Source organism: Cupriavidus sp. SW-Y-13, assembly GCF_009793345.1.
In the GTDB taxonomy this organism is placed as follows: Bacteria; Pseudomonadota; Gammaproteobacteria; order Burkholderiales; family Burkholderiaceae; genus Cupriavidus.
In genome coordinates this window covers 329,441-355,840 of record NZ_WHLX01000001.1, presented here as the reverse complement: position 1 = coordinate 355,840, position 26,400 = coordinate 329,441, and the positions used below count along the sequence as shown (strand labels likewise).

The window sequence follows — 26,400 nt, the reverse complement described above, 5'->3', positions numbered from 1 at the left end:
CCCACGATTCCGCAGTCATCATGACTTCTGCATCTCCGTTTTCTGCCGCCCGCTACATCAAGGAGATCGGCCGAGGCGTCAATGGCGCCCGTGCCCTGCCGCGCGAAGACGCGCAGGCACTCTTCGATGCCATGCTGGCCGGCCGTGTTTCCGATATCGAGCTGGGCGCGGTGCTCATGGCCTACCGCATCAAGGGCGAGGCCCCGCACGAACTGGCCGGCATGCTCGAAGCCGCGCACGCGCACTGCCAGCCACTGGCAGCGCCCGCCGACAAACCCGTCGTGGTCATCCCCAGTTACAACGGCGCGCGCAAGCAACCGAACCTGGTGCCGCTGCTGGCCCTTCTGCTGGCGCGCGATGGCGTGCCGACGCTGGTGCATGGCGTGCGCGCATTTGCAGGCCGGGTGACCAGCCTCGAACTGTTCGAAGCACTGGGCGTGCCGCTGGCTTCCAGCACGCAGGCCGCACAGGATCAGTTGGCCGCATCATCGCATCCGCTGGCGGTGTTGCCCATCGACGTGCTGTCGCCCGCAATCTCGACGCTGCTCGACAAGCGTTCGATCATCGGCCTGCGCAATTCGTCGCACACCATCGTCAAGATGCTGCAGCCGGTGGGCCAGCACACACCGGGCGAGGCGCTGCGACTCTACAGCTACACCCACCCCGAGTACCGCGAGACGCTGACCGACTACTTCTCGCACGAACCGGCCAATGTATTGCTGGGACGCGGGACGGAAGGCGAGGTGGTGGCCGACGCGCGGCGCAGTACGCGCATCGACTGGATGCACGACGGCCATCAGCAGACGATGATCGATCCGGTTACAGGCTCGATTGGCGACGTACCCGAACTGCCACCGGGCACCGATGTGGCGGCCACCGCTGCGTGGATCCGGCAGGTGCTCGACGGTGCGGCACCCGTGCCGGCCCCGATCGCCACCCAGGTCGAGACGATCAAGGAATGCCTGAAGCAGGCCACCCGGGTGGCCTGGGCCAGCCCGGTCTGACGAACAGGTAAAGGGCGCCTAGCGCCGTGTCGGCAGCGGGATGCGTTCGGTCTCGCCCGGCACGTGCGGGAACTGGTCGTCCTGCCAGCGCTGGCTGGCTTCCTCGATGGCGTCCTTGCTGCTGGCCACGAAGTTCCAGAAGATGAAGCGCCGGCCGTCAGTGGGATCGCCGCCCAGCAGCATCAGGCGCGACGGGATTGTGGCGGTCACCGTGACAGGCTCGCCCGGCGTCAGCGTCACCAGGTGCTCGGCCGGCAGCGTCTCGCCATCCAGTTCCACATTGCCGTCCACCGGATAGATCCCGCGCTGTACGTGCTCCGCCGGAATCACGAGACTGGCGCCCGCTTCCATTTCGATTGCCACGTACAAGGTGCGGCTATAGACACGCACGGGCGACTCGGCGCCGAACGCATCGCCAGCGATCACGGTCATGCGCACGCCAGGCAGTTCCAGCTTGGGCAGCGTGGCGCCGGGGTGATGGTGGAACGAGGGCGGATCGTTCTCGTGCGCCTTCGGCAGCGCCACCCAGGTCTGGATGCCATGCAGGCGCGGCCCGGCCTCGCGCGCGGCGTCCGGCGACCGTTCTGAGTGTGCGATCCCGCGTCCGGCCGTCATCCAGTTCACGTCGCCAGGGCGGATGACCTGTTCACTGCCCAGGCTATCGCGATGCATGATCTCGCCCTCGAACAAGTAAGTCACGGTGGCGAGCCCGATATGCGGATGCGGACGCACATCCATGCCCTGGCCGGGCGCCATCTCCACAGGCCCCATGTGATCGAAGAAGATGAAAGGTCCGACAGTCTGGGTGGTAGCGGCCGGCAGCAGGCGGCGCACTGTGAACTCGCCGATGTCCCGGACGTGGGGTTTCAGCAAGTGTTCGATAGCAGACATGGATGGCTCCGGAAAGGGGCTGAAAAACAACTTCCAGTGTAGCGAATCCAGCAATAGACCATCCCAGAATTCCTCAGAATTCGTAGGAAACCGATGGACAATAACGCCCTCTAACATTCCTGTTGAGGAAGCGCGGCCGTCAAACCCTTGCCAGTCGCGGATCCGGGGCACCGGAGCAAAGTTTTGTGCCTATTTGAAAATAGCTTCTGATCGTCTGGAACTATCATTCCCATAAGACCTCAAACTTAGCACTCGTCCGGTTCGAGTGCTAATATGCGTTGCAATGCGGTGTCCCACCGGGACACACCGGCAACTGCCAGCCGGATGCGAAAGGAGTCAAAGTGAACGCAGTCCTGTCTGCCGATCAAAACCAAGTTTCCCGCCGTCTGCCGACGGCGCCCCAGAACGCTGCTGCGAACGCTTTCGCGCTGACGTTCCCGGGCACGCTGGGCAATCTGGAAAGCTATATCCAGGCCGTCCACCGTATTCCGATGCTCACCCCCGAGGAAGAGCTTCGGCTGGCGCGCGATCTGCGCGACAACGAATCTGTCGACGCCGCGCGTCGCATGGTCATGTCGCACCTGCGCCTGGTGGTGTCCATTGCCCGCCAGTACCTGGGCTATGGCCTGCCCCACGCCGACCTGATCCAGGAAGGCAACATCGGTCTGATGAAGGCCGTGAAGCGCTACGACCCCGAGCAGGGTGTGCGGCTGGTGTCGTATGCGATGCACTGGATCAAGGCCGAGATCCACGAATACGTGCTGAAGAACTGGCGCATGGTCAAGGTGGCGACCACCAAGGCCCAGCGCAAGCTGTTCTTCAACCTGCGCAGCCACAAGACCGGCCTGCACACCTTCACGCCCGAACAGGTGGAAGCCGTTGCGCGCGAGCTCAACGTGAAGCCCGAGGAAGTGATGGAGATGGAAACCCGCATGGCAGGCGGTGATCTGGCGCTGGAAGGCCAGGTCGACGATGGCGAAGAAGACTTCGCGCCCATCGCCTACCTCGCGGACAACCACAACGAGCCGACCAAGGTGCTGGAAGCCAAGCGTCAGGACCGTCTGCAGGTCGAGGGTCTGGAAGAAGCCCTGACCAAGCTCGATCCGCGCAGCCGCCGCATCATCGAGGCGCGCTGGCTCGACGTGAACGATGACGGCTCGGGCGGCTCCACGCTGCACGAACTGGCTGACGAGTTCGGTGTATCGGCCGAGCGTATCCGCCAGATCGAATCGGCGGCGATGAAGAAGATGAAGGGTGCGCTGGCGGCTTTCGCCTGACTCTCGCTCCCCGAAAGTACGAAAGGCCGGTCAACTGACCGGCCTTTTTGTTTTCATGCCCCGTGGAACGCTCAGGAGGCCATCAGCGCCTTCAAATCATGCGCGATGGGTTCCGGGCCCTGTCCATGCCGGATGAACAGGCGCAGCTGGCCGTTCTGGTCGAACACGTAGCTGCCGGCCGAGTGGTCCATCGTGTAGTTCAGGGGTGACGTCCCCGGCACCTTGGCGTAGTAGACCTTGAAGTCCTTCGCCACCTTCTTCAGCGCGACTTCGTCAGCGGGACGCAGGCCGATGAACCGCGAGTCGAAGGCCGGCACGTACTGCCCCATCAACTGCGCCGTGTCGCGCTCCGGGTCCACGGTGATGAACAGCACCTGCACCTTGTCGGCATCGGCGCCCATCTGTTCCATGACCTGCTTGAGTTCGACCATGGTGGTCGGGCACACGTCGGGGCAGTGGGTGTAGCCGAAGAACATCAGCACGACCTTGCCCTTGAAGTCCGCCATCGTGCGCGTCTTGCCCGTGGGGTCCTGGAGCGCGAAGTCCTTGCCGAAATCGGACGCGCCCGAGATATCGACATTCTTGAACGAAGGCTTCGGCTGGCCGCACGCGGCGAGGAACAGCGTGCAGAGCGCGAGCAGGCAGAGGCGGCGCAACAGGGAGAAACTCGTGGAGAAATTCGGCATGCGGCAGTGGGAGGAAGGGGGAGAGACGCCCGAAAGTATCGCCGATCACATCGGCGCTGGCTCCCGGGCGCGTCAAGATGCCGCAGGCAGGTGCGTCAGATCTGCGGCACGAACTTGAAGTAGTGATCCACCAGCAGCGCCGCGAACAGCAGCGAGAGGTACAGGATCGAGTAGCGGAAGGTCTTCTGCGCCAGCTGGTCCGAATAGTTGCGGAACAGCGCCCAGGCGTAGCCCAGGAAAACCAGCCCCAACCCCAGCGCGGCGGCCAGATAGATGTAGCCGCTCATGCCGTAGACGAACGGCAGCAGCGTGGCGGCGATCATCACCAGCGTATAGAGCAGGATGTGGAGCAGCGTGTAGCGCTCGCCATGGGTGATTGGCAGCATCGGCAGGCCGGACTTCTCGTAGTCGGCCCGGCGATAGAGCGCCAGCGCCCAGAAGTGCGGCGGCGTCCACGTAAAGATGATCAGCACCAGGAACCAGCCCTCGGCTGGCACGGTGCCTGCCACGGCGGCCCAGCCCAGCGCAGGCGGCATGGCGCCCGACAGCCCGCCGATGACGATGTTCTGCGGCGTGGCCGGCTTCAGCAGGATCGTGTAGATGACCGCGTAACCGAGGAATGTGGCGAAGGTCAGCCACATCGTCAGGTCATTGGCGTACGCGTGCAGCAACCACATGCCCGCGCCGCCCAGCACGGCCGAGAAGATCAGCGTCTGGACGGTGGTGATCTCGCCGGTGGCCGAGGGGCGCCACGCCGTACGGCGCATCCGCGCGTCGATCTTCTGTTCCACCAGGCAGTTGATGGCGAATGCCGCGCCGGCCAGCAGCCAGATACCCGCTGCGCCGCCGATCAGCACCGGCCACGGCACCATGCCCGGCGTGGCCAGGAACATGCCGATGACGGCGCAGAACACGGCCAGTTGCGTCACGCGCGGCTTGGTCAGCGCGGCGTACTGGCGGGCCAGGTGGACGAATCGGCCCACCGGGGAACGGGGATGGGCAGCGGTGGCGGAAACGGCGGGGGGCATCTTGTCCTTCATGTGACGCGCGCGGCTATCCGGGTAGGAGCGGCGGCGCCTGCGGAGCGGGTCGCGAGGCCGATATTGTAGTTGAGACGGAGTAACAGTATCAAAAGCAGGGCTGCTCCACCATTGTGTAACACCGCCGCGCCGAGCGGCCAGTCGAACACGATGTTCGACAAACCCGTCGCCAATTGCAGCGCCAGCACCGCCAGCAACCATTTGCCGTGGCGCGCCAGACCCTCCAGCCGCATCGTCCGCAGGCCGAACCAGAGCAGGTAGCCGAGCACCACGAATGCGAAGCCGCGATGCACCCAGTGAATGGCCACCAGCGCCGCGTGCGGGATGTAGTCGCCATCCGCCGTCATCCCGAGTTGTCGCCACAGCGTGAAGCCGTGCCGGAAGTCCATCTCGGGCACCAACTGGCCGTTGCAGAGCGGGAAATCGGTACAGGCCAGCACCGCGTAGTTGGTGCTCACCCATCCGCCCAGGAAGATCTGGATGACGAGCAGCACCACGGCCAGCACGCCGGCCCGGCGCAGCGACGCCGCCTGCGGCGCCACCGGATGCGGCGGATCGTTGCGCGAACCGAGCCAGATCAGCGACGCGAGCAGCAGCATCGCCAGCATCAGGTGCGTGACCACGATGATCGGCTGCAGCTTCATCGTCACGGTCAGCGCGCCGAACAGCCCCTGCACGCAGACCAGCACGAATACGCCCGTGGAGAACCACGGCGATTGCCGCAGTTCGCGCCGCTTGACCCAGGCCAGCACCATCAGCGAGATGATCAGCACGCCCACCGCCATGGCGAAGTAGCGATGGATCATTTCGATCCACGCCTTCATGAGCGTGACCGGGCCGCTGGGCAGCGCGGTCTCGGCAGCGCGGATCGGCTCCATTGCCGAATGGGGATTGGAGTGGCCGTAGCAGCCGGGCCAGTCCGGGCAACCCAGCCCGGAATCGGTCAGCCGCGTGAAACTGCCGAACATGATCAGGTCCAGCGTCAGGAACGCCGTGATCCACACGAGCTTGCGGTATTTGTCACGGCTGCCGCGCACCATCACATAGGACAGTGGCAGCAGGGCGATCAGGATGCCAATGATGGCGAGCTGGAGCAGCATTGCGATACAACCGGTGAAATCGTAAAAACCTTAGAAGCCGACCATTATCCGATACGCGAGTACTTGAGCAGCTTCTTGAGGTCGCTGCTGACCTTGGCCGGATCGGGATCGGCGGGCCAGCGCATCATCAGGTTGCCGAGCGGGTCCACCAGGAAGATCGTGTCCTCGACGCGGCCACCCTCGCGGGCCGGCAGCCATTTTGCGATGGCCCCGGCGTCCATGCGCAGGAATCGCACCCCCGCATAGGGTTCGTTGTAGGCGGCGGCGAGCCGTCCGTCCACCTCGCCCGCATCCTGGATCAGCCAGACCGGCACGATCCGCTCGCGGTTCTCGCCTTGCCCCGCCCGGATCTGACGCATCGTGAACAGCTTGCGCGCGCAGGCTTCGCCGCAGGCCGACGGATCGGTCATCAGCATCACCCACTTGCCGCGCAGTTGCGCCAGCGGCATTGGCTGGCCGCGCTCGTCGGTCAGCGTGACGGCCGGCATGGGACGTTGCGGATCGATCAGGGCGCCGTAGTTGGTGCTGCCGCCCTCGGGCTTGATCACGTAGTACGTGAAGTACGAGAACAGCACCGGCGAGGCGCAGACCAGCAGCAGCATGAGCATCTGCAGGCGGCCACGGCGTGTGCGTGCATCGATGCGGGCGTCGGCAGGTGGCTGGGGCGTGGCCGAAGGATCTTGCTGCGACATGGGTTCGGTCTGTACGTTCATCGTTCGGTTAGGTTCTGTGCCGATGCGGCCTGCGGCCCCTCCCGGCGTTCGAGTCGGGCGCGGCGCCAGCCGAGCACGGCCAGCAGCACCAGCGTCAGGGCGGCCAGCCCGAACCACTGCGCGGCGTAGCCATAGTGACGATCGGCGCCGAGGTCGGCCGGCGCCCAGTCGCGCGCCAGGCCGTCGGCGTTATCGCTGGATTGCTCCAGTACCAAAGGCAGCAGTGGTGCGCCGATCTCGCGCGACAACGCGGCGAGGTCCACATTCTGGCGGATCTTCTGCCCGGCTTCTGCCGCCGGGTCACGGCCCATGCTGTAGACACGCGGCACACCGGCAAGTGCCGTGCCGTCGATCTGCACCTCATCGGATGGCGTCGAAAAAGGCGCGATCCGCGTGCGGTCCTGTACATTGCGCGGCAGCCAGCCCCGCAGCACCAGCACCGCGGCACCATCGGCCAGACGCAACGGCGTCAGAACCAGAAATCCCGCGCGCGTGTCCGTGCCGTTGCCATGCGGACGGTTGTCGAGCAGCACGGTATGCGCCGCGTCGAACGTGCCCCATGCGCGGACCTTGCGATCGACGAGTTGCGCGTCGCTGCCTGCAGCAAGTTCCACCGGCGGCTGTGCCGCCAGCGATGTCAGCCGCTCCGCGCGATCGATCTTCTCGTGCGCGCGACGCAGTTGCCAGTTGCCGAGCGCACAGGTCACGGCAATCACCACCAGCGCCGCGATGATCGGCACCGCACCGGGTGAGCGCCACAACACGCGCTTCGTACGGGTCGTCACGGGTTTTCCCGCTGCGATGCGATGCCATAATGGGCGCTTCCCAGAACAGGCCCCGCCATGCGCTTTGTCATCATTGTTGCCCTCATCCTGATCATCGGCAGCCTGGCCTCCGCGCTGTTCTTCATGATGCGCGACCGGGGCCGCACGCCCAACATGATGCGCTCGCTGATGCTGCGCGTGGGCTTCTCGGTGGCGCTGTTCCTGTTCATCCTGTTTGCCAACTGGATGGGCTGGATTCACAGCACCGGCATCCTGATGTCGCCCTGAGCGAGCGACCTTCCCCGACAAAAACAGAAGCGCCGCCGGACCCCTGGCCCTCGCGGCGCTTCGACTCTGCATCGGTACGGCAAGCCGCCACGCGGGCGGCCGCGCTTACAGCCAGTACACCACCACGTAGAGACCCAGCCACACCACGTCCACGAAGTGCCAGTACCAGGCGGCGCCTTCGAACGCGAAGTGGTGATCCGGCGTGAAGTGGCCCTTGAGCACGCGGCCCAGCACCACCGCCAGCATGATCGCGCCCATCGTCACGTGGAAGCCGTGGAAGCCGGTCAGCAGGAAGAACGTCGAACCATAGACACCCGAGGTCAGCTTCAGGTTCAGGTCGCGGTAAGCGTGGATGTACTCGTACGCCTGTAGCCCCATGAAGATCGCACCCAGCAGCACCGTCAGCGCCAGGCCCTGGATCACCTGGCTACGCTTGCCGGCCAGCAGTGCGTGGTGCGCCCAGGTCAGCGTCACGCCCGATGTCAGCAGCAGTGCCGTGTTGATCGTGGGGATCGGCCACGGACCCATCGTGCGGAAGTCTTCCACCACGCCCGCCGGGCCGGTGTTGGGCCACACGGCGGCAAAGTCCGGCCAGATGATCTTGTTGTTCAGGTCACCGAGCCACGGCATGGCGATGGTCCGCGCGTAGAACAGTGCGCCGAAGAACGCCGCGAAAAACATCACCTCGGAGAAGATGAACCAGCCCATCGACCAGCGGAACGACACGTCGATGTTCTTGCCGTACAGCCCGCCTTCGGATTCGCCGATGGCGTCGCCGAACCAGCTCTTGAGCACGAACAGGAACCAGATCAGCCCGAAGCCGCAAACATAGGGCGCCCAGGGCTGCCCGTTGACCCAGCCGGCCGCGCCGGCACCGGTCAGCAGCAGGCCAAAAGCCGCCGTGATCGGATGGCGCGACGGGCCCGGCACGAAGTAGTACGGGGCGTTTGCGCGATTCGCACTCATTCTTCTATCTCCAGCTCAAAGTCTCGATTTCATGGTTTTCCGCCCATCCGGCCCCAGACGTCTGCCGGTGGCGTGCTCGCTTTGTATCTGCTGCCCTGCTATGCCTGGCTGACTACGATCTTCACGATGACGATCAGGATCGCCACGAATGCCGCCGCCGCAATCAGCCCTGCGATGATCACGTGGATCGGATTGAGCCGCGCCATATCAGACTCGTGCTCCGATCCCTTGCGCAACCCGATGAACGACCACAGCACCGCGCGTATCGTCTGCCCGAAAGACAGCTTGCGATTGACGGGATCGTTCGTCGGCATCTCAACTCCCCTTCTGCTCGGTGGCCGGTTCCGCCGGGGCCTGTGCCACCGGCGTGCCAACCTCGAAGAACGTGTACGACAGCGTGATGTTCTTCACATCCTTCGGCAGCTTCGGATCGATCACGAACACCACCGGCATCTCGCGCGCCTCGTTCGCCTTCAGCGTCTGCTGCTTGAAGCAGAAACACTCCACCTTCCTGAAATACTCGGTCGCCTGCTTCGGCGCGTAGCTCGGAATGGCCTGCGCCGAGATATCGCGCGTCTGGCCGTTCGCCACTTCGTACACGATCGTCGTCAGCTCGCCCGGATGCACTTCCATCGAGTGCTTCACCGGCCGGAACGCAAACGGTCCACGCGCGTTGGAATCGAACTCCACGGTAATCGTGCGGCTCTTGTCCACCTGCGTATTCTTCAGCGATCCGGCGCCGTGCAGGTCGCGCGTGGTGACCACGTTCAACCCGGTGATATCGCAGATCGCCTTGTACAGCGGCACAAGCGCGTAGCCAAAGCCGAACATGAGCGTCACCAGCACCAGCAGCCGCATCAGCATGCCGCGGTTGAAACGCTTTTCTAGGGCTTTGTCCTGCGCATCCACGCCTGTCTCCTGCTATGTCATTTTTCTTTTCTGGGTTCAGCCGCCAAGGAAAACCATCTTGGCGAAGAACCCCAGGAAGAAGACCGCCACGATCGACAGCAGGATCAGGCCCAGGCGCCGGTTGGCGGCTTTCTGGCTGGCTTGTCTTTCGGTGTGCGACGGGCTTTTTGCTGGGGTCTGCATGATTCTCGTGTTTTCAACTGAGTGGCCGGATGCGCGAGGCATCCGGCCCTGCTGCAAATACCTGTTACCGAACGTGCGGCGGTTCTTCGAAGGTGTGGAACGGTGCCGGCGACGGCACGGTCCACTCCAGACCTTCGGCGCCATCCCACGGCTTGTCACCAGCGGGTTCGCCGCCACGGTACGACGGCAGCACCACGGCGAAGAAGAAGTACACCTGCATCAGACCGAAGCCCAGCGCACCCAGCGAGGCCACGGCGTTGAAGTCCGTGAACTGCGTCGGGTAGTCCGCGTAGCGGCGCGGCATGCCGGCCAGGCCCAGGAAGTGCATCGGGAAGAAGGTCACGTTGAAGAAGATCAGCGAGCCCCAGAAATGGATCTTGCCGCGCATCTCGTCGTACATGAACCCGCTCCACTTCGGCCCCCAGTAGTAGAAGCCGGCGAACAGCGCGAACAGCGAGCCCGCCACCAGCACATAGTGGAAGTGGGCCACGATGAAGTATGTGTCCTGCAACTGGATGTCGATCGGTGCCACGGCCGGCATCAGGCCCGTGAAGCCGCCAATCGTGAACACGAAGATGAAGCCGATGGCGAACAGCATCGGCGTCTCGAACGTCATCGAGCCGCGCCACATCGTGGCAATCCAGTTGAAGATCTTCACGGCCGTAGGCACCGCGATCAGCATCGTCGCGTACATGAAGAACAGCTGGCCCGTCACCGGCATGCCCGTGGTGAACATGTGGTGCGCCCAGACGATGAACGACAGGATCGCGATCGACGCCGTGGCGTACACCATCGAGCTATAGCCGAACAGACGCTTGCGCGCGAAGGCCGGCACCACGTGCGACACGATGCCGAACGCGGGCAAGATCATGATGTAGACCTCGGGGTGCCCGAAGAACCAGAAGATGTGCTGGTACATCACGGGGTCACCACCACCGGCTGCCGAGAAGAAGCTCGTGCCGAAGTGGCGATCGGTCAGCACCATCGTGATGGCGCCAGCCAGCACCGGCATCACGGCGATCAGCAGGTAGGCGGTGATCAGCCACGTCCAGCAGAACATCGGCATCTTCATCAGCGTCATGCCGGGGGCGCGCATGTTGAGGATGGTGACGATGATGTTGATCGAGCCCATGATCGACGACGCGCCCATGATGTGCATGGCGAAGATCGCCATGTCCATGCCGGGGCCCATCTGCACCGACAGCGGCGCGTAGAGCGTCCAGCCCGCGGCGGTGGCGCCGCCCGGCACGAAGAACGAACCCACCAGCAGCAGCGCGGCCGGCGGCATCAGCCAGAAGCTGAAGTTGTTCATGCGCGCGAACGCCATGTCCGATGCGCCGATCTGCAGCGGGATCATCCAGTTCGCGAAGCCCACGAACGCAGGCATGATCGCGCCGAACACCATGATCAGGCCGTGCATCGTGGTGAACTGGTTGAACAGTTCGGGGCGGAAGAACTGCAGGCCCGGCTCGAACAGCTCCAGGCGGATCAGCAGTGCCAGCGCGCCGCCTGACAGCAGCATCGTGAACGAGAACAGCAGGTACAGCGTGCCGATGTCCTTGTGGTTGGTGGCAAACAGCCACCGGCGCCAGCCATGCGGATGATCGTGCGCGTGGTCGTGATCGTGGTCATGGCCGTGGCCATGCCCTTGATCGTGCGCGTGGTCGTGCGGATGGCCCAGTGTCTCCGGGGTAACGGTACTCATCGCAATGACTCCAATTGCTGAATGCGGGGCAGCCGCGGGTCAGCCTGCGACGCGGTTGCCCGCGAGGCTGGCCTGCTTGTCTTTGGACTCGGTCGGCGTTGCGGCCTTGGGGGCTGCATCGCCAGCGCCGGCTTGTGCGCCGCCGCCTTCCGGGAACTTGCCCGCACGGGCGTTCACGAAGTCCGCCGGCTGAATCACTTCGCCGGTCTTGTTGCTCCAGCTGTTGCGCGTGTACGTCATCACGGCAGCCAGCTCGGTATCGGACAGTTGCTTCCACGACGGCATGCCCGCCTTGCCTTCCAGCAGGATGTGCATCTGGCCGGCCTTCGGGCCGGTGACCACCTTCGAGCCGTCCAGCGCCGGGAATGCGCCGGCGCCCTTGCCGTTGGGCTGGTGGCAGACCGCGCAGTTGGCGGCGTAGACCTTCTCGCCGCGCACCTTGATCTCGTCCATCGTCCACGTCTTGTTGGGATCGTCGGCGGCAGCGGCCATGGCCTTCTTGCGATCGTCGACCCACTTCGTGTACTCGGCGTCGGACACCACGCGCACCACGATGGGCATGAACGCGTGTTCCTTGCCGCACAGCTCGGCGCACTGGCCACGGTACACGCCGGTCTTCTCGGCGCGGAACCACGTGTCGCGCACGAAGCCGGGGATCGCGTCCTGCTTGACGCCGAAGGCCGGCACCATCCAGGCGTGGATCACGTCATTGGCCGTCGTGACGATACGGACCTTCTTGTTGACCGGGACCACCAGCTCGTTGTCCACCTCCATCAGGTAGGTGTTCGATTTTTCCTGCTGGTTGTTGATCTGCTCGCGCGGCGTGGTCAGCGTGGACACGAACGAGATGCCCTCGCCCGGCCCCTTGAGGTAGTCGTACCCCCACTTCCACTGGTAGCCGGTGGCTTTGATCGTGATGTCCGAGTTGGTGGTGTCCTTCATGGCCACCACGGTCTTGGTGGCAGGCAGCGCCATTGCGATCACGATCAGGAACGGGATGACGGTCCAGACCACTTCCACGGTGATGCTTTCGTGGAACGAGGCTGACTTGGCGCCCTTGCTCTTCCGGTGCTTGAAGATGGAATAGAACATCACGCCGAACACGGCGATGAAGATCACCGTGCACATGATGAGCATCATCCAGTTCAGCCAGTGAATCTGTTCGGCGATTTTTGTAACGGGTTCGGTCAGGTTCAGCTGCCGTACGGCGGGACCGCCTGGCATGTCGCTGACAGCAGAGGCCGCCTGGCTGACGAGCAGGGATGCCCCCGCCAGACATGCTGCGGATGCCTTCTTCCACATTTTCATTGTTTATCTACCTAATCTGCAGATTCAAATCTGTCCCCGCCCTGCCCTGCGTCGCATCCGGTCCGGATGCCATGCAGGGCCGCCACGAGTTCCTGCGCGAACTTGCGCCGCCGATACGGGTCCAGATACGACCCCACCCGTACCGTGCGCTTGTCCGACCGCAAGACCACCAGCGCCCGGAACGATTCACCCAGTTCAACCCGCACCCAGTGCGGATTGAAGACTTCCCGCGTGATCCGGCTGGCGCTGGCTGTCTCCACGACCAGCATGCCGTCGGTTACACACACGCGTTCATAATCCGTCGCATGGCGCGCATACGCCAGCAGGGCAATCCCCAGCCCCGCGAGTTCCAGGCCCGCAAACGGCAACACGAGCCAGGCCCCATGCCACACGGTGACAAACGCCGCGACGGCAATCGAGAAACATGCGATGGAGAAGTAGAACCAGGCAACCTGGCGGGGAGAGAGCGAGCAATTCCGCTTCATCAGCCAGTTGCTCGGCAAGGGGGTGCGTCCGTCGAGATTTCCGCCGGAGTCACCTACTGCCGTCTGGAATGCGATACCCAAGTCTTGCATCGCCAACCACTCTGCATCGGATGCACACCCGGGACGAAAGGCGCCACAAGGAGAGCACGTGCGAAGTGCATTCCAGAAGCGTTCTTGTGCCAGGGGACCACTGCGACAAACCGGGCCATTATATGACCCTTCGCATACTCGAACAACTTAGGATTTGACCGAAGTGCTTGCCTCGTGCGCATTTTTGTGCATGACACCACAGGCCCCGATAGGCAACACAAACGATGCGGTCCGATTGTCGGGCAACCGTGGTGCCCCCCGCGCGTCAGCGGGGGCGAGGTGCGCGGCCGATCTTGTCGACCGGGATGATGGCACGCCCCTGATCGTCAGTCGCCTGTTTGCCACGCGGGGGAATTTTCCATGCGTGGCCGTAGACAATCTCGAATGTCAGCGGTATCACGCCATCCGCGTTACGTTGCCGATCGAGCGCGGCCAGCACGGCGCGATGCCAGCGGCGGCCCCGTAGCCCGGGGTTGCCCGGACGACGGAGGCCACCGAACGCCTGCACTTCCTGCAACAGCTTCTCCGGGGATTCGTAGGTGACGGTCAGCGTCTCCATGTCCATCACGGGTGTGGACCAGCCGCTGTGCACGAGCATGTCGCCGATATCGTGCATATCGACGAAACGCAGCGTGTGCGCGTCCAGATCGACATCGGCAAACGCGTTGCGCAGTTCTTTCAGCGTATCGGGCCCGAACAGCGAAAACATGACAAGGCCCTCGTCGGCCGTCACGCGGTGCCACTCGGGCATGACGCGATGCGGCTCCGGGTGCCAGTGCAGCGCGAGGTTCGACCACAGCAGGTCGAAGCTGGCGGCGCCGAAGGGCAATGTGGCAAGATCGCCCTGCACCAGATCGAACATCGGCCGCTTGCCCAGCATGCGGCCGATCCAGCCGGGCCGGCGCTGCGGATCGCGCTGCCCGGCCTGTTGCAACATCGCGCCGGAGATATCGAGCCCGGCAATCTGCGCGTCGGGAAAGCGTGCACGCAAACCCGCCAGACCCTGCCCGTGGCCGCAGCCGATATCGAGCGCGCGGCGCGGTTGCAGCTTGACCACCTCCATCCGCTCCTGCATGCGCTGGCCAATCTCGCCAAGCAGGAAATCGAGCTGGCCGAAGCGCGGGCTGCGGCGGTCGAAGGCAAGCCGGGTCAGCCGCGCGGGCGGCAACCAGGCATCGGGGGATTCAGAAGCATGCAGGGACACGGACGGACAGGGCAGCAAGAAACGGATGGGGATCAGCGGGCGATGCGACAAACTGTCGCACCTTCCATGGACGAGGCCGCGCGAGGCGGCCGGGCAGGCCCCGAAGTATACGCGCGCGGATGGAAGGCTGCCGGAGCGGCCCTCGTCGATCACGTGACAAGCCTGTGGCCAGATCTGCTGCCGTCGGCGTGCCTGATCTGCGAGCAGGTCCAGCGTGAAGTGGTCTGCACCGCTTGCGCGGACGCGCTGCTGCGGCCCGTGCCACGCTGCCCCCGATGCGCCATGCCCGATAGTGTGGGCCTGTGTGGCACTTGTGCCGACGACGATCCGATCGACGCCACGCTGACGCTTGGCGACTACGCCGCTCCATTCGACCGATTGATCCTGCGGCTCAAGTTCGGCGCCCGGCTGCCCGCCGCCGGGTGGATCGCTGTGCAACTGGCCAGCCAGCTTCGCGCGACGCCCCTCCCCGACCTGCTGCTGCCCATCCCGCTTTCATCACACCGCCTGGCAGAACGCGGATTCAATCAGGCATGGGAGATCACCCGGCCGCTGGCCCGGCAGCTCGGCATCGCCAGTTCTGCAACCCAGCTGGTCCGCGACCGCGACACGCCAAGCCAGCGTGCACTCGATCTCGCGTCCCGGCATGCCAACCTGCGCGATGCGTTTGGGCTGAGCGATGCCGGGGCCGTATCTGGCACCCATGTCGGCCTGATTGACGATGTGATGACAACCGGCGCCACGCTGCGCGAAGCCGCCAGAGTGCTGAAAGCGCACGGCGCGGCGCGCGTCACGGCCATCGCGGCACTGCGCACGCCGTGACACCCGCGCCGGTAAGCGGTAAGCTGCGCCCCGTTTCCCGAGTCCATCCCATGTTCAACGTCGTCCTGGTCGAACCCGAAATCCCGCCGAACACCGGCAATGTGATCCGCCTGTGCGCCAATACCGGCGCGCAGCTGCATCTGGTCAAGCCATTGGGATTCCCGCTGGAAGATGCGCGCATGCGCCGCGCCGGACTCGACTATCACGAGTTCGCGCCGATGCGCGTGCATGAGAACTGGGAGGCGCTGATGGCTACCGAGCAACCCGACCCGTCGCGCATGTTCGCGCTGACCACGCATGGCTCCACGCCTTTCGCGCAGATGAGCTTCCAGCCGGGCGACTGGTTCGTGTTCGGTTCGGAAACACGCGGCCTGGCGCCGGAACGCCGCGAGTGGTTTCCTGCTGCGCAGCGCATCCGCCTGCCGATGCGCCCCGACAACCGCAGCCTGAACCTGTCGAACACGGTGGCCGTGGTGGTCTTCGAAGCCTGGCGCCAGAACGGCTACGCAGGCGGCGCCTGATCAGTTCTCGGGCGTGACGCCCGCCGCGCGGATCACGCGCTCCCAGCGCGCTTTCTCCAGCGCCATCATCTGTCGCAATGACGCAGGCGCCGTGCCGGCTGGCGAGAAGTACTGCGCCCGCATCCGCTCGCGCACGTCCTCGCTGCCGATGATCTTCACCAGTTCCCGATAGAGCCGATCCACGATCGATACCGGCGTACCCGCTGGCGCAAGAATGGCCTGCCACGAGATCGCTTCGAATCCCGGATAGCCCGATTCCGCAACCGTGGGCACCGAGGGCAGCAGCGCTGTGCGCCCAGTCGTCGTCACGGCCAGCAGCCGCAACTTTCCGGCGTTGACCATCGGCATCGCAATCGCCGGCACCATGAAACCCGCCTGCACCTGCCCGCCCACGATGGCCGTGGTGATCTGCGGAAAGCCGGGATACGGTACATGCGCCAGATCGATCCCGGCCATGGCCTTCAACTGCTCCATCGCCAGATGCGCGGCGCTGCCATTGCCGACCGACCCATAGTTCAGCGCGCCCGGCTTCGACTTCGCCAGCGCCACGAACTCGCGCAGGTTATGCACCGGCAGCTTTGCATCCACCACCAACACATTGGGTGACGTGGCCACCAGTGTGATCGGCGCCAGCTGCTTCATCGGGTCGTAGCTCAGGTTCCGGTACAGCGACGGCGCGGTGACCAGCGGCCCATTGATCGTGAACAGCAGCGTGTAGCCATCGGGGGCTGCCTTGGCGACGAGTCCCGTGCCGATATTGCCGCCCGCCCCGGGCCGATTCTCCACGACGACCGGCTGGCCCAGCACATGGGCCAGTTTCTCCGTGACGATGCGTGCAATCAGGTCGGGGGAAGACCCGGCAGGAAACGGCACGATCATGCGGATCGGACGGCTGGGCCAGGTATCGTTGGCGAAGGCGGGGAAAGCGCTCGCGGTGGTGACGGCGAGCAGGGCTTGAAGGGATTGGCGGCGGGTTGGCATGTTTTCGAAAGAGATGCGCCTGCCCTCTCCCCCAGCCCCTCTCCCGCGTCGCGGGAGAGGGGAGAAACCACGGGCATATCGGACCCAATCGGTTTGCTCCCCTCTCCCGCCTGCGGGAGAGGGGCGGGGGAGAGGGCTAGCAGTTCAACAGAGACAGCGCAGGGATTTCACTCATCCCGCGCATCCCGCTGCAACAACCTCGCCACGGCATCCGCCACAGGCAATCCCTCAAACAGCACCGCACACACAGCCCGCGTGATCGGCATCTCCACACCCAATCGTCCCGCCAGCGCGGCCACGGCCTGCGCGCAACGCACGCCTTCGGCCACATGACCAAGATCCGCCAGAATCTGCTCAAGCGTCTTGCCGCCCGCCAGTTGCTGGCCGACCTTGCGATTGCGCGAAAGGTCGCCCGTGGCGGTCAGGATCAGGTCGCCCATGCCGGCGAGACCCATGAAGGTTTCCGTACGCCCACCGAGCGCCAACCCCAGGCGCGTCATTTCGGCGAGTCCACGCGTGACCAGCGCCGCGCGGGCATTGAGTCCGAGACCCAGGCCATCGCTTGCGCCCGTGGCAATTGCCAGCACGTTCTTGACCGCGCCGCCAACTTCGACGCCGGTCAGATCGTCGCTGCCATAGATGCGCATCGCGTGATGGTGGAAGGCCGCCTGCGCGCGATCCGTCAGCGCGTGCGTGGTGCCAGCCACGGTCAGCGCGCACGGCAGTCCCTGCGCCACTTCGCGGGCAAAGCTCGGACCGGTCAGCACGCCGTACTCGATCTCGCCAGGTGCCACGCCAAGCGCATCCAGTTCCTCGCGGACCATCTGGTGCGGCAACGCGTGTGTCTCCGCTTCAAACCCCTTGCAGAGCCAGAGCATGGCCAACGGCCCCTTGCGGCGCGCAGCCAGTCGCCGCGTCATCTCGCGCAGGCCCGACACGGGCGTGGCGACGATCAACAGGCCATTGGCATCCGACACCGCATGGTCTACGGCGCGGTCGAAATCGGGATCGTAAGCAAGACGTCCGGACAGTGGTACGCCTGGCAGGTAGGCCGCGTTGATGCCGGTGGCGAAGATGGCGGCCAACTGGTCCGCGTCGCGGCCCCAGAGCACCACATCGTGGCGGGTATCGGCAGCGGCGTGGCTGGCCAGCGCGGTGCCCCAGGCGCCTGCACCGAGTATCGTGATTTTCATGGCTGTTCCGCGAGATTGGCGGTGAGCAGTGTCATGGCGACAGTATGGACGCCAACGGATCGATCAGCGCCCGACAAAGCAAAACGGGGCCGAAGCCCCGTTTGCCGAAATCCGAATGCGATTCGGATCACGCGTCTGATCAGTGACGCAATCAGTGGCGAGCCTGGCTGCCGTCCGGCAGCACGATGCCCGACTCTGCGCCCTGGCCTTGTGCTTCTTCCATCGCGGCTTGCAGGCGTTGCTCGTACAGTGCCTGGAAGTTGATTTCCGACAGGTGGATGGCCTGGAAGCCGGCACGCGTGATCACGTCGGCGATGTTGCCGCGCAGGTACGGGTACAGGATGGTCGGGCAGGCGATGCCCAGCAGCGGGTCGAGCTGCTCGGCGGGCACGTTGCGGATATCGAAGATACCGGCCTGGTGTGCTTCCACGAGGAAGGCAACCTTGTCCTGCACCTTGGTCGTCACGGTGCCGGTCACCACGACTTCGAAAATGCCTTCCTGCAGCTGGGCGGCACCCACATTGACCTGCACCTCGACGGACGGCGCTTCCGATTCGAGGAAGATGCCCGGCGAGTTCGGCTGCTCGAGCGACATGTCCTTCAGGTACACGCGCTGGATGTTGAAGAAGGGCTGGTCGTCCTGCTGGGTAGCTTGTTGCTGGTCGCTCATGAAAGGCTTCCGGATGGATCGGTTTGGGCGCGCTGCGCCATGCGCTGCCGGCGGTCTAGATCCGCCGGCCGGCGGTTGGGAGGGTAGGAGCATACCATTGCTGGTTTGCTCCCCCCTAAGAACCGTACGTGCGAGTTTCCCCGCATACGGCTCAAGCCCTTACAAAATGCTGGACATCTCCAGCACCGGTTTCACAACGGTTCGACCATGATGGTGCACTTGGACGTGGCAGTTGGGATGCAGCAATACTCGATTTCCTAGAGCGTCTGAACCTCCGTGGGTTCTGTAGACGATGTGATGGTCATCCCACCCGGTCTCTTTGGTTATCTTGCACTGACACACTGCGCATAAGCCCCGCTGATCGACATATAGCCTGATCCACTGTTTCCGGTGAGACATGCTTTCCAGCATGCGGTCCCGGCGTAGATTTTCGCCATACATCTCTTGCGCTGGATCGAAAGGATTGAAGTCCCCCCGAATCTTCTTGTGCCGTCTGATGGCCGTGCTAGCAAGCGAATACAACTCCTGCCAGCGCCGTTCCCCATCGTCTTCCACAAACTCAGTCCCGAACACCCAGTTTCGATCACCAAACGAAGCGAAGTATTTCTTCCGCACCCATTCGGCGTTCTTCCCTCTGTGTCGCCGTTTTGTCCACCAGAGCAGCGCCCGGAAAACTCGGCTCTGCATCTTGCTGAACGCTTCTTTTGCCACTACCGGGCTGTGATACTGCGCCCAGCCTCTCAGCATCGGGTTCAGCAGGCGAATGATGACCTCCTGCTTTACCGTCTTGTTAGCACTGATAACCTCCTTAACCTTGCGATAGAACGCTTGCGCGTTTTTCCTGCTTGGCTTAATGAGCAGCGTTCCGGAATACTTCCGGAAATTCCACCCAAGGAAGTCAAAACCCTCGTCAATGCTCACGATCCGCGTTTTCTCCGTGGACAGGGACAACCCTCGAATTGCGAGGAACTGTTCCACCCACGGCTTCACCTCGTGTTCCAAAACTTCCGGCGTGCTGCCGGTGATCACGAAATCGTCCGCATAGCGCACAACATTTACTTTGAGCTTCCGGGTCTGGTTGACACCCAGCGTGGTTTCGAGAAACCGAGCTAGCTGTTGTTCCAGTCCGTTCAGCGCCACATTGGCTAAGGTCGGGGAGATGATGCCCCCCTGTGGCGTACCGGCTTCGGTCGCCTGAAACTGGCCCTGAAATACCACGCCAGCTTTCAACCACTTCCGAAGGATCGCTTTGTCCATAGGGACATTGCGCTCCAGCCAGTCGTGACTGATATGGTCAAAACACCCGCGGATGTCCGCCTCCAATATCCATGAGGCCGAGACCTTTCTGGATAAGTTGACGAATAGCTGGGACATAGCATCCGCCGTAGAACGATTGGACCTGAACCCATAAGAGTTCGGATCGCTCGTCCCCTCGGACACCGGTTCCAGCGCCAGCAGATATAGCGCCTGCATGGCCCGGTCCAACATGGTCGGGATACCCAGTGGGCGTTCCTTTCCGTTGGCTTTGGGGATGAAGACCCTCCGTAATGGCATGGGCCGATATCCCCGGCGTCTCAACCGTCCGATGGCTACCCATCGAACTTCAGGCGAGTCCCAGAGTTCGCGGTCGACACCTGCCGTCCGTTTACCTTGGTTCTCCGTCACTCGTCGCACCGCCGATGCCTTGGCGGAAAACGAGCGGGTCAGAGACCGTTGCAGAGCTTTCACCCTGCGCCAGTCCCGTTCCTGTGTCGCCTTCGCAATTCGAATCTGCATTGCTCGAACATTCTGTTCGACGCGGCGCCAATTGATGTCGCCCCATCGCTGCGGAATGCCGGAGGGCGCAGATTCATCCTCTCGGATCAATGCTTCCATGCTGCTCTCCTATCTTGAGGACTTCCCAAACTAGCAGAGACAACATGCCCCTTGCGGGGTATGTCACCCCCCAAGGGAAGAAAATTAAACAAGCGAGTTCAGTCAGCCGTCTTGCGACGAAAGACCAGTTGGAAGTCTGCCCGCTTTCGCGTGGGATGATGTTTCAACCCCTATCCGGACCATTACAGCCCGACGTTCGCTTTCTCCAACCTCCCATACCCGCACAGCCAACGGCGTTCCTTGCGGTTCGCTTGCCAGAGCCATACAGCGCCCCGGCAGCCATACGGGCTTACCACGTTCCCTGCACGTTACAAGACCGGGTTAGGGCCTGCCTCTTCGCCGGTGGTCTTACAGCGACGTATTCCGAGCTTCCAGCGGAATATCCGACCACGTACCTTTTGGTTAGTGCCACGCAGCAGCTTAGGCACCGTCATATTCACGGCGTTTATCAGCAGTTCACTTACATTACCCATACCAGCCAGCCTGGCTCCTTGACCCCATTGCTGCTCGGAGTCTCTGCGCCCTTATCTCACGATAAGGACGCACCCTTGCGGGGGCTACGTTGTCAGGAAAGCTTCACACCCCACCGTTGCCAGTGACGCATGTCTCCCTAGGCTACTGTCAGTCGCATGACAGGTTCTCTATCGAGGCACCCTCGCGGGCGTGTTCGACCGAACCATAACGCGCAGAGCTATACGCTCCGGGAAACCTCACTTCATTACTTCAGTGCCTTAGTACTAACAGGCGCTTGACGGAAGAGGAGCCCTTGCGGGCGCGTTCCGTCCCATAGGCGTAGCGCCGATCCTGCTGGATCGGTTTGAAAGCTATGTGGCGTTTGCGCAACAAACGGCTGTTGCGAGTTAGCCCGCGCCCTCCTGAGAGGGGCGTTTATAGGGAATCTGCCCAAAGGCAAGCGTCCCCGCCTTTGGGCAATGGCTGGACATCCATCCAGCAAATAGCAAGCTGCGAGTTAGCCGATAAGCTGGCCTTCCCGCAACACATGGACTCGCTCCAACCTTGCGGCCGGGCTTGTCAAAGCAAGAAATGGTTGAGATTGGACGGTTCAGGCCGAAGCCTTCACCTTGTCTCAACAGAGGTCGATGCTCTTAACGTAGAGCTGCCGGACACGAAGTGCGTGTCGCACGAAAGCGCATATGGTACATGACGCCGATGTCGAATTCACCGTACGGCGGCAGAATCAGAATCGTCTATTGATTTGCCGCCGCACGGCATGCCGCGTGGGTCGGAGCAACCTCAGGCCGCGAGCAGGGGCACGAGTCCGCCCTGGCGGTCGAGCGCCGACAGGTCGTCGAAGCCGCCCACATGGGTATCGTCGATGTAGATCTGCGGTACGGTGCGCCGGCCGGTGCGGGTCATCATTTCCTCGCGGCGGCCGGGTTCACGGTCGATCAGCACTTTCTCGATCTCTTGCACGCCACGCTGCTTGAGCAGGCGCTCGGCCATCTGGCAATACGGGCACACAACCGTGCTGTACATGACGACGCGGGCCATGCGGGTTCTCCTTTGACTAAAAAAACAACGGCGCGGACCACCCAGGGCACCCCGGGCAATACCGCGCCGCGACTGCGTTCGAAAATGGGGCTTTGCTTTCGTGCTTACTTGACGACCGGCAGGCCGGCCTGCTGCCAGGCAGCCAGGCCGCCCTCCAGCGCGTAGACCTCACTGTAACCGGCTTCCTTCAACGCTGCTTGGGCCTTGCTCGAGCGCTGGCCCGTCTGGCACACCACGATGATGGGGACCGCCTTGTCCTTTGCAAGGCCGGCAGCGCGGCCAGGCAGGTCGGCAAGTGGCGCGCTCTTGGCCTGGGGCAGGTGACCCTTGGCAAAATCGGCGGCGTCGCGGATATCCACGACCACCGCATTGCGACGGTTGATCAGCTGCGTCGCGGCAGCCGTATTCAGACGCTTGCCGCCCGTACCGGCCTTGATTTGCGGCCAGGCCAGCAGGCCGCCCGAGACCACGGCGATCGCGATCAGGGCCAGGTTGTTGTAATCGGCGAAGAAATTCACGTTGGCATTCCGTTGGGTTGGGTCGGCGGCATTATAAAATACGCGGTTTCGCGCCAGCGCCGATATTTGCAGGTCGTGTTTCGCGCACCCGCGCCGACCCGCCGGCCCAGAGCCTCGATAGCCTCGATGGCGCCACAGGTTACCTACTACCCTGGAAGCTGCAATGTACAAGCTCGTCCTCATCCGCCACGGCGAATCCACGTGGAACCTCGAAAACCGCTTTACCGGCTGGGTCGACGTCGACCTGACCGATACCGGCGTGGCCCAGGCCAAGCAGGGCGGCCAACTCCTCAAGGAAGCCGGTTTCGGCTTCGATGTGGCCTATACGTCGGTGCTCAAGCGCGCCATCCGCACGCTGTGGCACGTCCAGGACGAAATGGACCAGATGTGGATTCCGGTGCGCAATGAATGGCGCCTGAACGAGCGCCACTACGGCGCCCTGTCCGGACTCAACAAGGCGGAAACCGCCAAGCAATACGGCGACGACCAGGTGCTGGTGTGGCGCCGCAGCTACGACACCCCGCCGCCTGCGCTGGAGCCGACCGACGAGCGCGCCTCGTTCGACGATCCCCGCTATGCCAATGTGCCGCGCGAGCAGATCCCGCTGACGGAATGCCTGAAGGACACCGTGGCCCGCGTGATGCCGTTGTGGAACGAATCCATCGCTCCGGACATCAAAGCGGGCAAGCGCGTGGTGATTGCCGCCCATGGCAACAGCATCCGCGCGCTGGTGAAATACCTCGATCAGATTTCGGATGACGACATCGTCGGCCTCAATATTCCCAACGGTACCCCGCTCGTGTACGAGCTGGACGCCGACCTGCGCCCCCTGCGCCATTACTACCTGGGTGACCAGGCGGCCATCGCCGCGTCGCTGGCCGCCGTGGCCAACCAGGGCAAGGCCCGCTGACAACCGGTGCGCCGCAGCGCCGGCCCGGACTGCGTCCGGGTAGGCGCTGCACCCGTTGTGTGGCCACCCCCACCGTGGTCTGGTGGCCCGCAGGCCTTTTTCTGCGCACGCTCTTATACTGTCGGTCAAATCCGCGCCGGTCGCCCTCCGCCTTCGGCTGGATTTCACCTTGCAAAAATCCTCACACGTTCAGGCTGCCCTCATGCGTAAGACGCTCAAGAACATTAGCCTCGTCTCGGTCGGCGTCGTTGCCGGCGTGCTGGCCACGCTGCAAATCTCGGCCACGGCCCAGAATTCCTCCGGGCCACTGCCACTCGACCAGTTGCGGCTGATGTCCGACATCTTCGGGCAAATCAAACGCGAATATGTGGAGCCCGTGGACGACAAGAAGCTGCTGACCGAAGCCATCAAGGGCATGGTCGCCAGCCTCGATCCGCATTCGGCCTATCTCGACGAGAAGGATTTCAAGGAACTGCAGGAAGGCACGCGCGGCCGCTTTGCTGGCCTCGGTATCGAGATTTCGCAGGAAGAGGGCCTGGTCAAGGTCATCAACCCGATCGAGGACACGCCGGCCTTCCGCGCTGGCATCCAGCCGGGCGACCTGATTACCCGTATCGACGACAAGCCGGTGCGCGGCCTGCCGCTGGAGCAAGCGGTCAAGCGCATGCGGGGCGAGCCGGGCACCAAGGTTACGCTGACCATCTATCGCAAGAGCGAGGAACGCACGTTCCCGGTCTCGATCACGCGCGCCGAGATCCGCGTGCAGTCGGTCAAGACCAAGATGCTCGACAACAACACCATCGGCTGGGTACGCCTGACGAGCTTCCAGGAGCGCACCGTGGCCGACCTGGGCCGCCGCCTCAAGGAAATGGCGGAGAAGAACCCGAACCTGAAGGGCATCATCCTGGACCTGCGCAATAACGGTGGCGGCGTGCTGCAGGGCGCGGTCGGCGTGGCCGCGGCGTTCCTGCCCGACGATTCCACGGTGGTGTCCACCAACGGCCAGGTGCCCGACGCCAAGCGCGTCTACAAGGCAACGTTCAACAACTATCGCCTCTCGTCGCTCGAGGATGATCCGCTCAAGGATCTGCCGCCGCAGTTCAAGAAGCTGCCGATGGTGGTGCTGACCAACGCCTACTCGGCATCGGCTTCGGAAATCGTGGCCGGCGCGCTGCAGGATCACAAGCGCGCGCTGATCATGGGCAAGACCACGTTCGGCAAGGGCTCGGTCCAGACCGTGCGTCCGCTGACCAACGACACCGGCATCAAGCTGACGATCGCGTACTACTACACGCCGTCGGGCAAGTCGATCCAGGCCAAGGGCATCCGTCCTGACATCCCGGTCGACCAGAATCCCGAAGGCGATCCGGATGACGCACTGATCACGCGCGAGATCGACACCGAGCGCCACCTGCACAACAAGCAGGAATCGGAAGAGCCGGAAATGAACGAACGCGAGCGTCGCCGCGTGGACGAACTGCGTCGCCTGGAAGAAGAAAACTCGAAGAAGACGGCTGAAGAGCGCGAAAAGGAACGCAAGAAGAAGCCGGTGGAGTTCGGCTCGCCGGAGGACTTCATGTTGCAGCAGGCCATCGCGCAGCTCGACGGCAAGCCCGTGCAACGCTCGAAGTCACGCCTGGAAGCCACTGGCACCGCCGGCAAGCCGGACACCAAGGAAGAAAAGCAGGACGGCAAGGCCGCGAAGCCCGCTGCCAAGCCGGCGCCCGCCAAGCCTGCGGCACCGGCCAGCCAGCCGCCTGCCAGCGCGCCGATCGGCCAGCCGCTGGGCACGCCTACCGGCAAGAAGTAAGCAGAAGGCGCGCGGCTGCGGCGGCGCGTTTTCGCCCATATTCACGGCCCACGGTATCGCACCGTCGGGCCGTTTTCATTGGTATCGAGCCATGAATGACGATCAGTTGCTGCGCTACTCGCGCCACATCCTGCTGGACGAACTGGGCATCGAAGGCCAGCAACGGCTGCTGGCCGGCCACGCGCTGGTCATCGGCGCGGGAGGCCTGGGCGCTGCGGCACTACCCTTCCTGGCCTCGGCTGGCGTGGGACGGATCACCATCGTCGATGATGACGAGGTGGACCTGACCAACCTCCAGCGCCAGATCCTGCACACCACGGCCAACGTCGGCCGCCCCAAGGTAGAGTCAGCGCGTGAGGGCCTGCTGCGGATCAATCCCGATATCGACATCCGCCTGGTGCCGCAACGCGTGGGCGATGCCGAACTGGACGCCCTTGTGGCGCAGGCCGATGTCGTGCTGGACTGCTGTGACAATTTTGCAACGCGACAGGCTGTGAACCGCGCCTGCCTGACACATCGAAAACCGCTGGTGTCCGGCGCCGCGTTGCGGTTCGATGGCCAGGTCAGTGTGTACGACCTGCGCCAGCCCGACGCGCCCTGCTACGCCTGCCTGTTCCCGCCATCGGAACCCGCTCCCGAAGCCGCGTGCGCCACGATGGGCGTCTTCGCGCCGCTGGTCGGCATGGTCGGTACGGTCCAGGCCGCCGAGGCTTTGAAGCTGCTGACCGGCGTCGGTCAGACCCTCTCGGGCCGGCTGCTGATGGTCAATGCACTGTCGATGGAATGGACCACGATGCGGCTCGCACGCACCCCCGGCTGCGAAGTCTGTGGCGGAAAAACCGAGGGGAACTGAGAGGGTCGGCGCCGGTGCTGCCGGCGACCCGTCGGTGGAGCCCCCTCCCCGTTGGGTCGCCGTGACTGGCGCGATGCGTCGCAAAAGACGAACGACTGGATGAAGACAAGAATCCGAATGAG

Annotated in this window: 28 protein-coding genes; 8 read left to right on the top strand and 20 right to left on the bottom strand. The window is 63.7% G+C overall.

Features of this window, described 5'->3' with window-relative positions:
* The first annotated feature begins 20 nt into the window (after positions 1–20).
* Positions 21–1,004 carry a DNA-binding protein YbiB gene (gene ybiB, locus GA566_RS01660; protein WP_160471343.1) on the top strand — a complete coding sequence of 328 codons (984 nt, stop codon included), beginning with the start codon at positions 21–23 and terminating at the stop codon, positions 1,002–1,004.
* A gap of 18 nt (positions 1,005–1,022) precedes the next feature.
* Here ybiB and GA566_RS01655 read toward each other — a convergent pair whose 3' ends face one another.
* Entirely contained in the window at positions 1,023–1,895 is an 873-nt protein-coding gene (locus GA566_RS01655) for a pirin family protein (protein ID WP_137925979.1), read from the bottom strand.
* 341 nt (positions 1,896–2,236) lie between these two features.
* On the opposite strand from GA566_RS01655, the gene rpoH reads away from it, so the two are divergent.
* Positions 2,237–3,172, top strand: a complete 936-nt coding sequence (gene rpoH, locus GA566_RS01650) for an RNA polymerase sigma factor RpoH (RefSeq protein WP_137925978.1) — start codon at positions 2,237–2,239, stop codon at positions 3,170–3,172.
* Positions 3,173–3,243: 71 nt separating this feature from the next.
* Here rpoH and GA566_RS01645 read toward each other — a convergent pair whose 3' ends face one another.
* The 5 genes from GA566_RS01645 to GA566_RS01625 form a co-directional block, all read right to left on the bottom strand.
* Positions 3,244–3,858, bottom strand: coding sequence for an SCO family protein (locus tag GA566_RS01645; protein ID WP_137925977.1), 615 nt, complete (start codon positions 3,856–3,858; stop codon positions 3,244–3,246).
* A 95-nt stretch (positions 3,859–3,953) separates the two neighbouring features.
* Positions 3,954–4,898 (bottom strand): heme o synthase, encoded by a 945-nt coding sequence (gene cyoE, locus GA566_RS01640; RefSeq protein WP_171020434.1) that lies wholly within the window; start codon positions 4,896–4,898, stop codon positions 3,954–3,956.
* Entirely contained in the window at positions 4,895–5,998 is a 1,104-nt protein-coding gene (locus GA566_RS01635) for a heme A synthase (protein ID WP_137925976.1), read from the bottom strand. The genes cyoE and GA566_RS01635 overlap by 4 nt, the downstream gene beginning before the upstream one ends.
* 44 nt (positions 5,999–6,042) lie before the next feature.
* The gene (locus GA566_RS01630; RefSeq protein ID WP_137925975.1) at positions 6,043–6,711 is read right to left on the bottom strand and encodes a cytochrome C oxidase subunit I; all 669 of its coding nucleotides are present in this window, start codon (positions 6,709–6,711) and stop codon (positions 6,043–6,045) included.
* A complete protein-coding gene (locus GA566_RS01625; RefSeq protein ID WP_137925974.1) occupies positions 6,708–7,496 on the bottom strand; it encodes an SURF1 family protein in 789 nt (262 codons plus the stop codon). The genes GA566_RS01630 and GA566_RS01625 overlap by 4 nt, the downstream gene beginning before the upstream one ends.
* Before the next feature lie 57 nt (positions 7,497–7,553).
* Between GA566_RS01625 and GA566_RS01620 the strand changes: the two genes are divergently transcribed.
* Complete coding sequence (locus tag GA566_RS01620) at positions 7,554–7,763, top strand: twin transmembrane helix small protein (protein ID WP_160471341.1); 210 nt, start codon at positions 7,554–7,556, stop codon at positions 7,761–7,763.
* 105 nt (positions 7,764–7,868) lie between these two features.
* Here GA566_RS01620 and GA566_RS01615 read toward each other — a convergent pair whose 3' ends face one another.
* The 8 genes from GA566_RS01615 to GA566_RS01585 all read right to left on the bottom strand — a co-directional run bounded on the left by GA566_RS01615 (position 7,869) and on the right by GA566_RS01585 (position 14,613).
* Positions 7,869–8,729 carry a cytochrome c oxidase subunit 3 gene (locus tag GA566_RS01615; RefSeq protein ID WP_137925973.1) on the bottom strand — a complete coding sequence of 287 codons (861 nt, stop codon included), beginning with the start codon at positions 8,727–8,729 and terminating at the stop codon, positions 7,869–7,871.
* Positions 8,730–8,827: 98 nt separating this feature from the next.
* The gene (locus tag GA566_RS01610) at positions 8,828–9,043 is read right to left on the bottom strand and encodes a DUF2970 domain-containing protein (RefSeq protein WP_137925972.1); all 216 of its coding nucleotides are present in this window, start codon (positions 9,041–9,043) and stop codon (positions 8,828–8,830) included.
* A gap of 1 nt (position 9,044) precedes the next feature.
* Positions 9,045–9,638 (bottom strand): cytochrome c oxidase assembly protein, encoded by a 594-nt coding sequence (locus tag GA566_RS01605; RefSeq protein WP_137925971.1) that lies wholly within the window; start codon positions 9,636–9,638, stop codon positions 9,045–9,047.
* Between the two features lie 36 nt (positions 9,639–9,674).
* Positions 9,675–9,821 carry a cytochrome oxidase small assembly protein gene (locus GA566_RS32840; protein ID WP_171020433.1) on the bottom strand — a complete coding sequence of 49 codons (147 nt, stop codon included), beginning with the start codon at positions 9,819–9,821 and terminating at the stop codon, positions 9,675–9,677.
* 64 nt (positions 9,822–9,885) lie between these two features.
* Entirely contained in the window at positions 9,886–11,526 is a 1,641-nt protein-coding gene (gene ctaD, locus GA566_RS01600) for a cytochrome c oxidase subunit I (RefSeq protein WP_137925970.1), read from the bottom strand.
* A 39-nt stretch (positions 11,527–11,565) separates the two neighbouring features.
* Complete coding sequence (gene coxB / locus GA566_RS01595; RefSeq protein WP_137925969.1) at positions 11,566–12,834, bottom strand: cytochrome c oxidase subunit II; 1,269 nt, start codon at positions 12,832–12,834, stop codon at positions 11,566–11,568.
* Positions 12,835–12,845: 11 nt separating this feature from the next.
* Positions 12,846–13,409: a DUF2244 domain-containing protein gene (locus tag GA566_RS01590; RefSeq protein ID WP_160471338.1), complete on the bottom strand. Its 564-nt coding sequence runs from the start codon at positions 13,407–13,409 to the stop codon at positions 12,846–12,848.
* Between the two features lie 265 nt (positions 13,410–13,674).
* Positions 13,675–14,613, bottom strand: a complete 939-nt coding sequence (locus tag GA566_RS01585; RefSeq protein ID WP_160471335.1) for a methyltransferase domain-containing protein — start codon at positions 14,611–14,613, stop codon at positions 13,675–13,677.
* Positions 14,614–14,655: 42 nt separating this feature from the next.
* Between GA566_RS01585 and GA566_RS01580 the strand changes: the two genes are divergently transcribed.
* Positions 14,656–15,435: a ComF family protein gene (locus GA566_RS01580; RefSeq protein WP_237380016.1), complete on the top strand. Its 780-nt coding sequence runs from the start codon at positions 14,656–14,658 to the stop codon at positions 15,433–15,435.
* A gap of 50 nt (positions 15,436–15,485) precedes the next feature.
* Positions 15,486–15,956, top strand: a complete 471-nt coding sequence (gene trmL / locus GA566_RS01575; RefSeq protein ID WP_137925965.1) for a tRNA (uridine(34)/cytosine(34)/5-carboxymethylaminomethyluridine(34)-2'-O)-methyltransferase TrmL — start codon at positions 15,486–15,488, stop codon at positions 15,954–15,956.
* Here the strand turns inward: trmL and GA566_RS01570 are convergent, their stop codons facing one another.
* The 6 genes from GA566_RS01570 to GA566_RS01545 all read right to left on the bottom strand — a co-directional run bounded on the left by GA566_RS01570 (position 15,957) and on the right by GA566_RS01545 (position 22,705).
* Positions 15,957–16,937 (bottom strand): tripartite tricarboxylate transporter substrate binding protein, encoded by a 981-nt coding sequence (locus tag GA566_RS01570; protein WP_160471330.1) that lies wholly within the window; start codon positions 16,935–16,937, stop codon positions 15,957–15,959.
* A 167-nt stretch (positions 16,938–17,104) separates the two neighbouring features.
* On the bottom strand, positions 17,105–18,130 hold the full coding sequence (locus GA566_RS01565) for an NAD(P)H-dependent glycerol-3-phosphate dehydrogenase (RefSeq protein ID WP_160471328.1): 1,026 nt from the start codon (positions 18,128–18,130) through the stop codon (positions 17,105–17,107).
* A gap of 151 nt (positions 18,131–18,281) precedes the next feature.
* Positions 18,282–18,800: a protein-export chaperone SecB gene (secB, locus tag GA566_RS01560; protein WP_137925962.1), complete on the bottom strand. Its 519-nt coding sequence runs from the start codon at positions 18,798–18,800 to the stop codon at positions 18,282–18,284.
* Positions 18,801–18,959: 159 nt separating this feature from the next.
* Positions 18,960–20,675, bottom strand: coding sequence for a group II intron reverse transcriptase/maturase (ltrA, locus tag GA566_RS01555; RefSeq protein WP_160471326.1), 1,716 nt, complete (start codon positions 20,673–20,675; stop codon positions 18,960–18,962).
* Between the two features lie 1,254 nt (positions 20,676–21,929).
* Positions 21,930–22,187: a glutaredoxin 3 gene (gene grxC / locus GA566_RS01550; protein WP_137925960.1), complete on the bottom strand. Its 258-nt coding sequence runs from the start codon at positions 22,185–22,187 to the stop codon at positions 21,930–21,932.
* Positions 22,188–22,291: 104 nt separating this feature from the next.
* A complete protein-coding gene (locus tag GA566_RS01545; RefSeq protein WP_137925959.1) occupies positions 22,292–22,705 on the bottom strand; it encodes a rhodanese-like domain-containing protein in 414 nt (137 codons plus the stop codon).
* A gap of 163 nt (positions 22,706–22,868) precedes the next feature.
* Between GA566_RS01545 and gpmA the strand changes: the two genes are divergently transcribed.
* The 3 genes from gpmA to GA566_RS01530 all read left to right on the top strand — a co-directional run bounded on the left by gpmA (position 22,869) and on the right by GA566_RS01530 (position 26,278).
* Positions 22,869–23,615: a 2,3-diphosphoglycerate-dependent phosphoglycerate mutase gene (gene gpmA / locus GA566_RS01540; protein WP_137925958.1), complete on the top strand. Its 747-nt coding sequence runs from the start codon at positions 22,869–22,871 to the stop codon at positions 23,613–23,615.
* 202 nt (positions 23,616–23,817) lie between these two features.
* Complete coding sequence (locus GA566_RS01535; protein WP_137925957.1) at positions 23,818–25,425, top strand: S41 family peptidase; 1,608 nt, start codon at positions 23,818–23,820, stop codon at positions 25,423–25,425.
* 91 nt (positions 25,426–25,516) lie between these two features.
* A complete protein-coding gene (locus tag GA566_RS01530) occupies positions 25,517–26,278 on the top strand; it encodes a molybdopterin-synthase adenylyltransferase MoeB (protein ID WP_160471324.1) in 762 nt (253 codons plus the stop codon).
* Positions 26,279–26,400: the final 122 nt, after the last annotated feature.

What these genes read in the sequence shown, in the direction of transcription:
- gpmA (WP_137925958.1), top strand. Translation starts at nt 22,869, where the DNA reads ATGTACAAGCTCGTCCTCATCCGCCACGGCGAATCCACGTGGAACCTC.
- GA566_RS01645 (WP_137925977.1), bottom strand. Translation starts at nt 3,858, where the DNA reads ATGCCGAATTTCTCCACGAGTTTCTCCCTGTTGCGCCGCCTCTGCCTG.
- GA566_RS01630 (WP_137925975.1), bottom strand. Translation starts at nt 6,711, where the DNA reads ATGAACGTACAGACCGAACCCATGTCGCAGCAAGATCCTTCGGCCACG.
- ctaD (WP_137925970.1), bottom strand. Translation starts at nt 11,526, where the DNA reads ATGAGTACCGTTACCCCGGAGACACTGGGCCATCCGCACGACCACGCG.
- coxB (WP_137925969.1), bottom strand. Translation starts at nt 12,834, where the DNA reads ATGAAAATGTGGAAGAAGGCATCCGCAGCATGTCTGGCGGGGGCATCC.
- GA566_RS01620 (WP_160471341.1), top strand. Translation starts at nt 7,554, where the DNA reads ATGCGCTTTGTCATCATTGTTGCCCTCATCCTGATCATCGGCAGCCTG.
- cyoE (WP_171020434.1), bottom strand. Translation starts at nt 4,898, where the DNA reads ATGAAGGACAAGATGCCCCCCGCCGTTTCCGCCACCGCTGCCCATCCC.
- trmL (WP_137925965.1), top strand. Translation starts at nt 15,486, where the DNA reads ATGTTCAACGTCGTCCTGGTCGAACCCGAAATCCCGCCGAACACCGGC.
- ybiB (WP_160471343.1), top strand. Translation starts at nt 21, where the DNA reads ATGACTTCTGCATCTCCGTTTTCTGCCGCCCGCTACATCAAGGAGATC.
- GA566_RS01580 (WP_237380016.1), top strand. Translation starts at nt 14,656, where the DNA reads ATGCGACAAACTGTCGCACCTTCCATGGACGAGGCCGCGCGAGGCGGC.
- GA566_RS32840 (WP_171020433.1), bottom strand. Translation starts at nt 9,821, where the DNA reads ATGCAGACCCCAGCAAAAAGCCCGTCGCACACCGAAAGACAAGCCAGC.
- GA566_RS01570 (WP_160471330.1), bottom strand. Translation starts at nt 16,937, where the DNA reads ATGCCAACCCGCCGCCAATCCCTTCAAGCCCTGCTCGCCGTCACCACC.
- GA566_RS01610 (WP_137925972.1), bottom strand. Translation starts at nt 9,043, where the DNA reads ATGCCGACGAACGATCCCGTCAATCGCAAGCTGTCTTTCGGGCAGACG.
- GA566_RS01615 (WP_137925973.1), bottom strand. Translation starts at nt 8,729, where the DNA reads ATGAGTGCGAATCGCGCAAACGCCCCGTACTACTTCGTGCCGGGCCCG.
- GA566_RS01535 (WP_137925957.1), top strand. Translation starts at nt 23,818, where the DNA reads ATGCGTAAGACGCTCAAGAACATTAGCCTCGTCTCGGTCGGCGTCGTT.
- ltrA (WP_160471326.1), bottom strand. Translation starts at nt 20,675, where the DNA reads ATGGAAGCATTGATCCGAGAGGATGAATCTGCGCCCTCCGGCATTCCG.
- GA566_RS01635 (WP_137925976.1), bottom strand. Translation starts at nt 5,998, where the DNA reads ATGCTGCTCCAGCTCGCCATCATTGGCATCCTGATCGCCCTGCTGCCA.
- GA566_RS01590 (WP_160471338.1), bottom strand. Translation starts at nt 13,409, where the DNA reads ATGCAAGACTTGGGTATCGCATTCCAGACGGCAGTAGGTGACTCCGGC.
- grxC (WP_137925960.1), bottom strand. Translation starts at nt 22,187, where the DNA reads ATGGCCCGCGTCGTCATGTACAGCACGGTTGTGTGCCCGTATTGCCAG.
- GA566_RS01530 (WP_160471324.1), top strand. Translation starts at nt 25,517, where the DNA reads ATGAATGACGATCAGTTGCTGCGCTACTCGCGCCACATCCTGCTGGAC.
- GA566_RS01565 (WP_160471328.1), bottom strand. Translation starts at nt 18,130, where the DNA reads ATGAAAATCACGATACTCGGTGCAGGCGCCTGGGGCACCGCGCTGGCC.
- GA566_RS01655 (WP_137925979.1), bottom strand. Translation starts at nt 1,895, where the DNA reads ATGTCTGCTATCGAACACTTGCTGAAACCCCACGTCCGGGACATCGGC.
- secB (WP_137925962.1), bottom strand. Translation starts at nt 18,800, where the DNA reads ATGAGCGACCAGCAACAAGCTACCCAGCAGGACGACCAGCCCTTCTTC.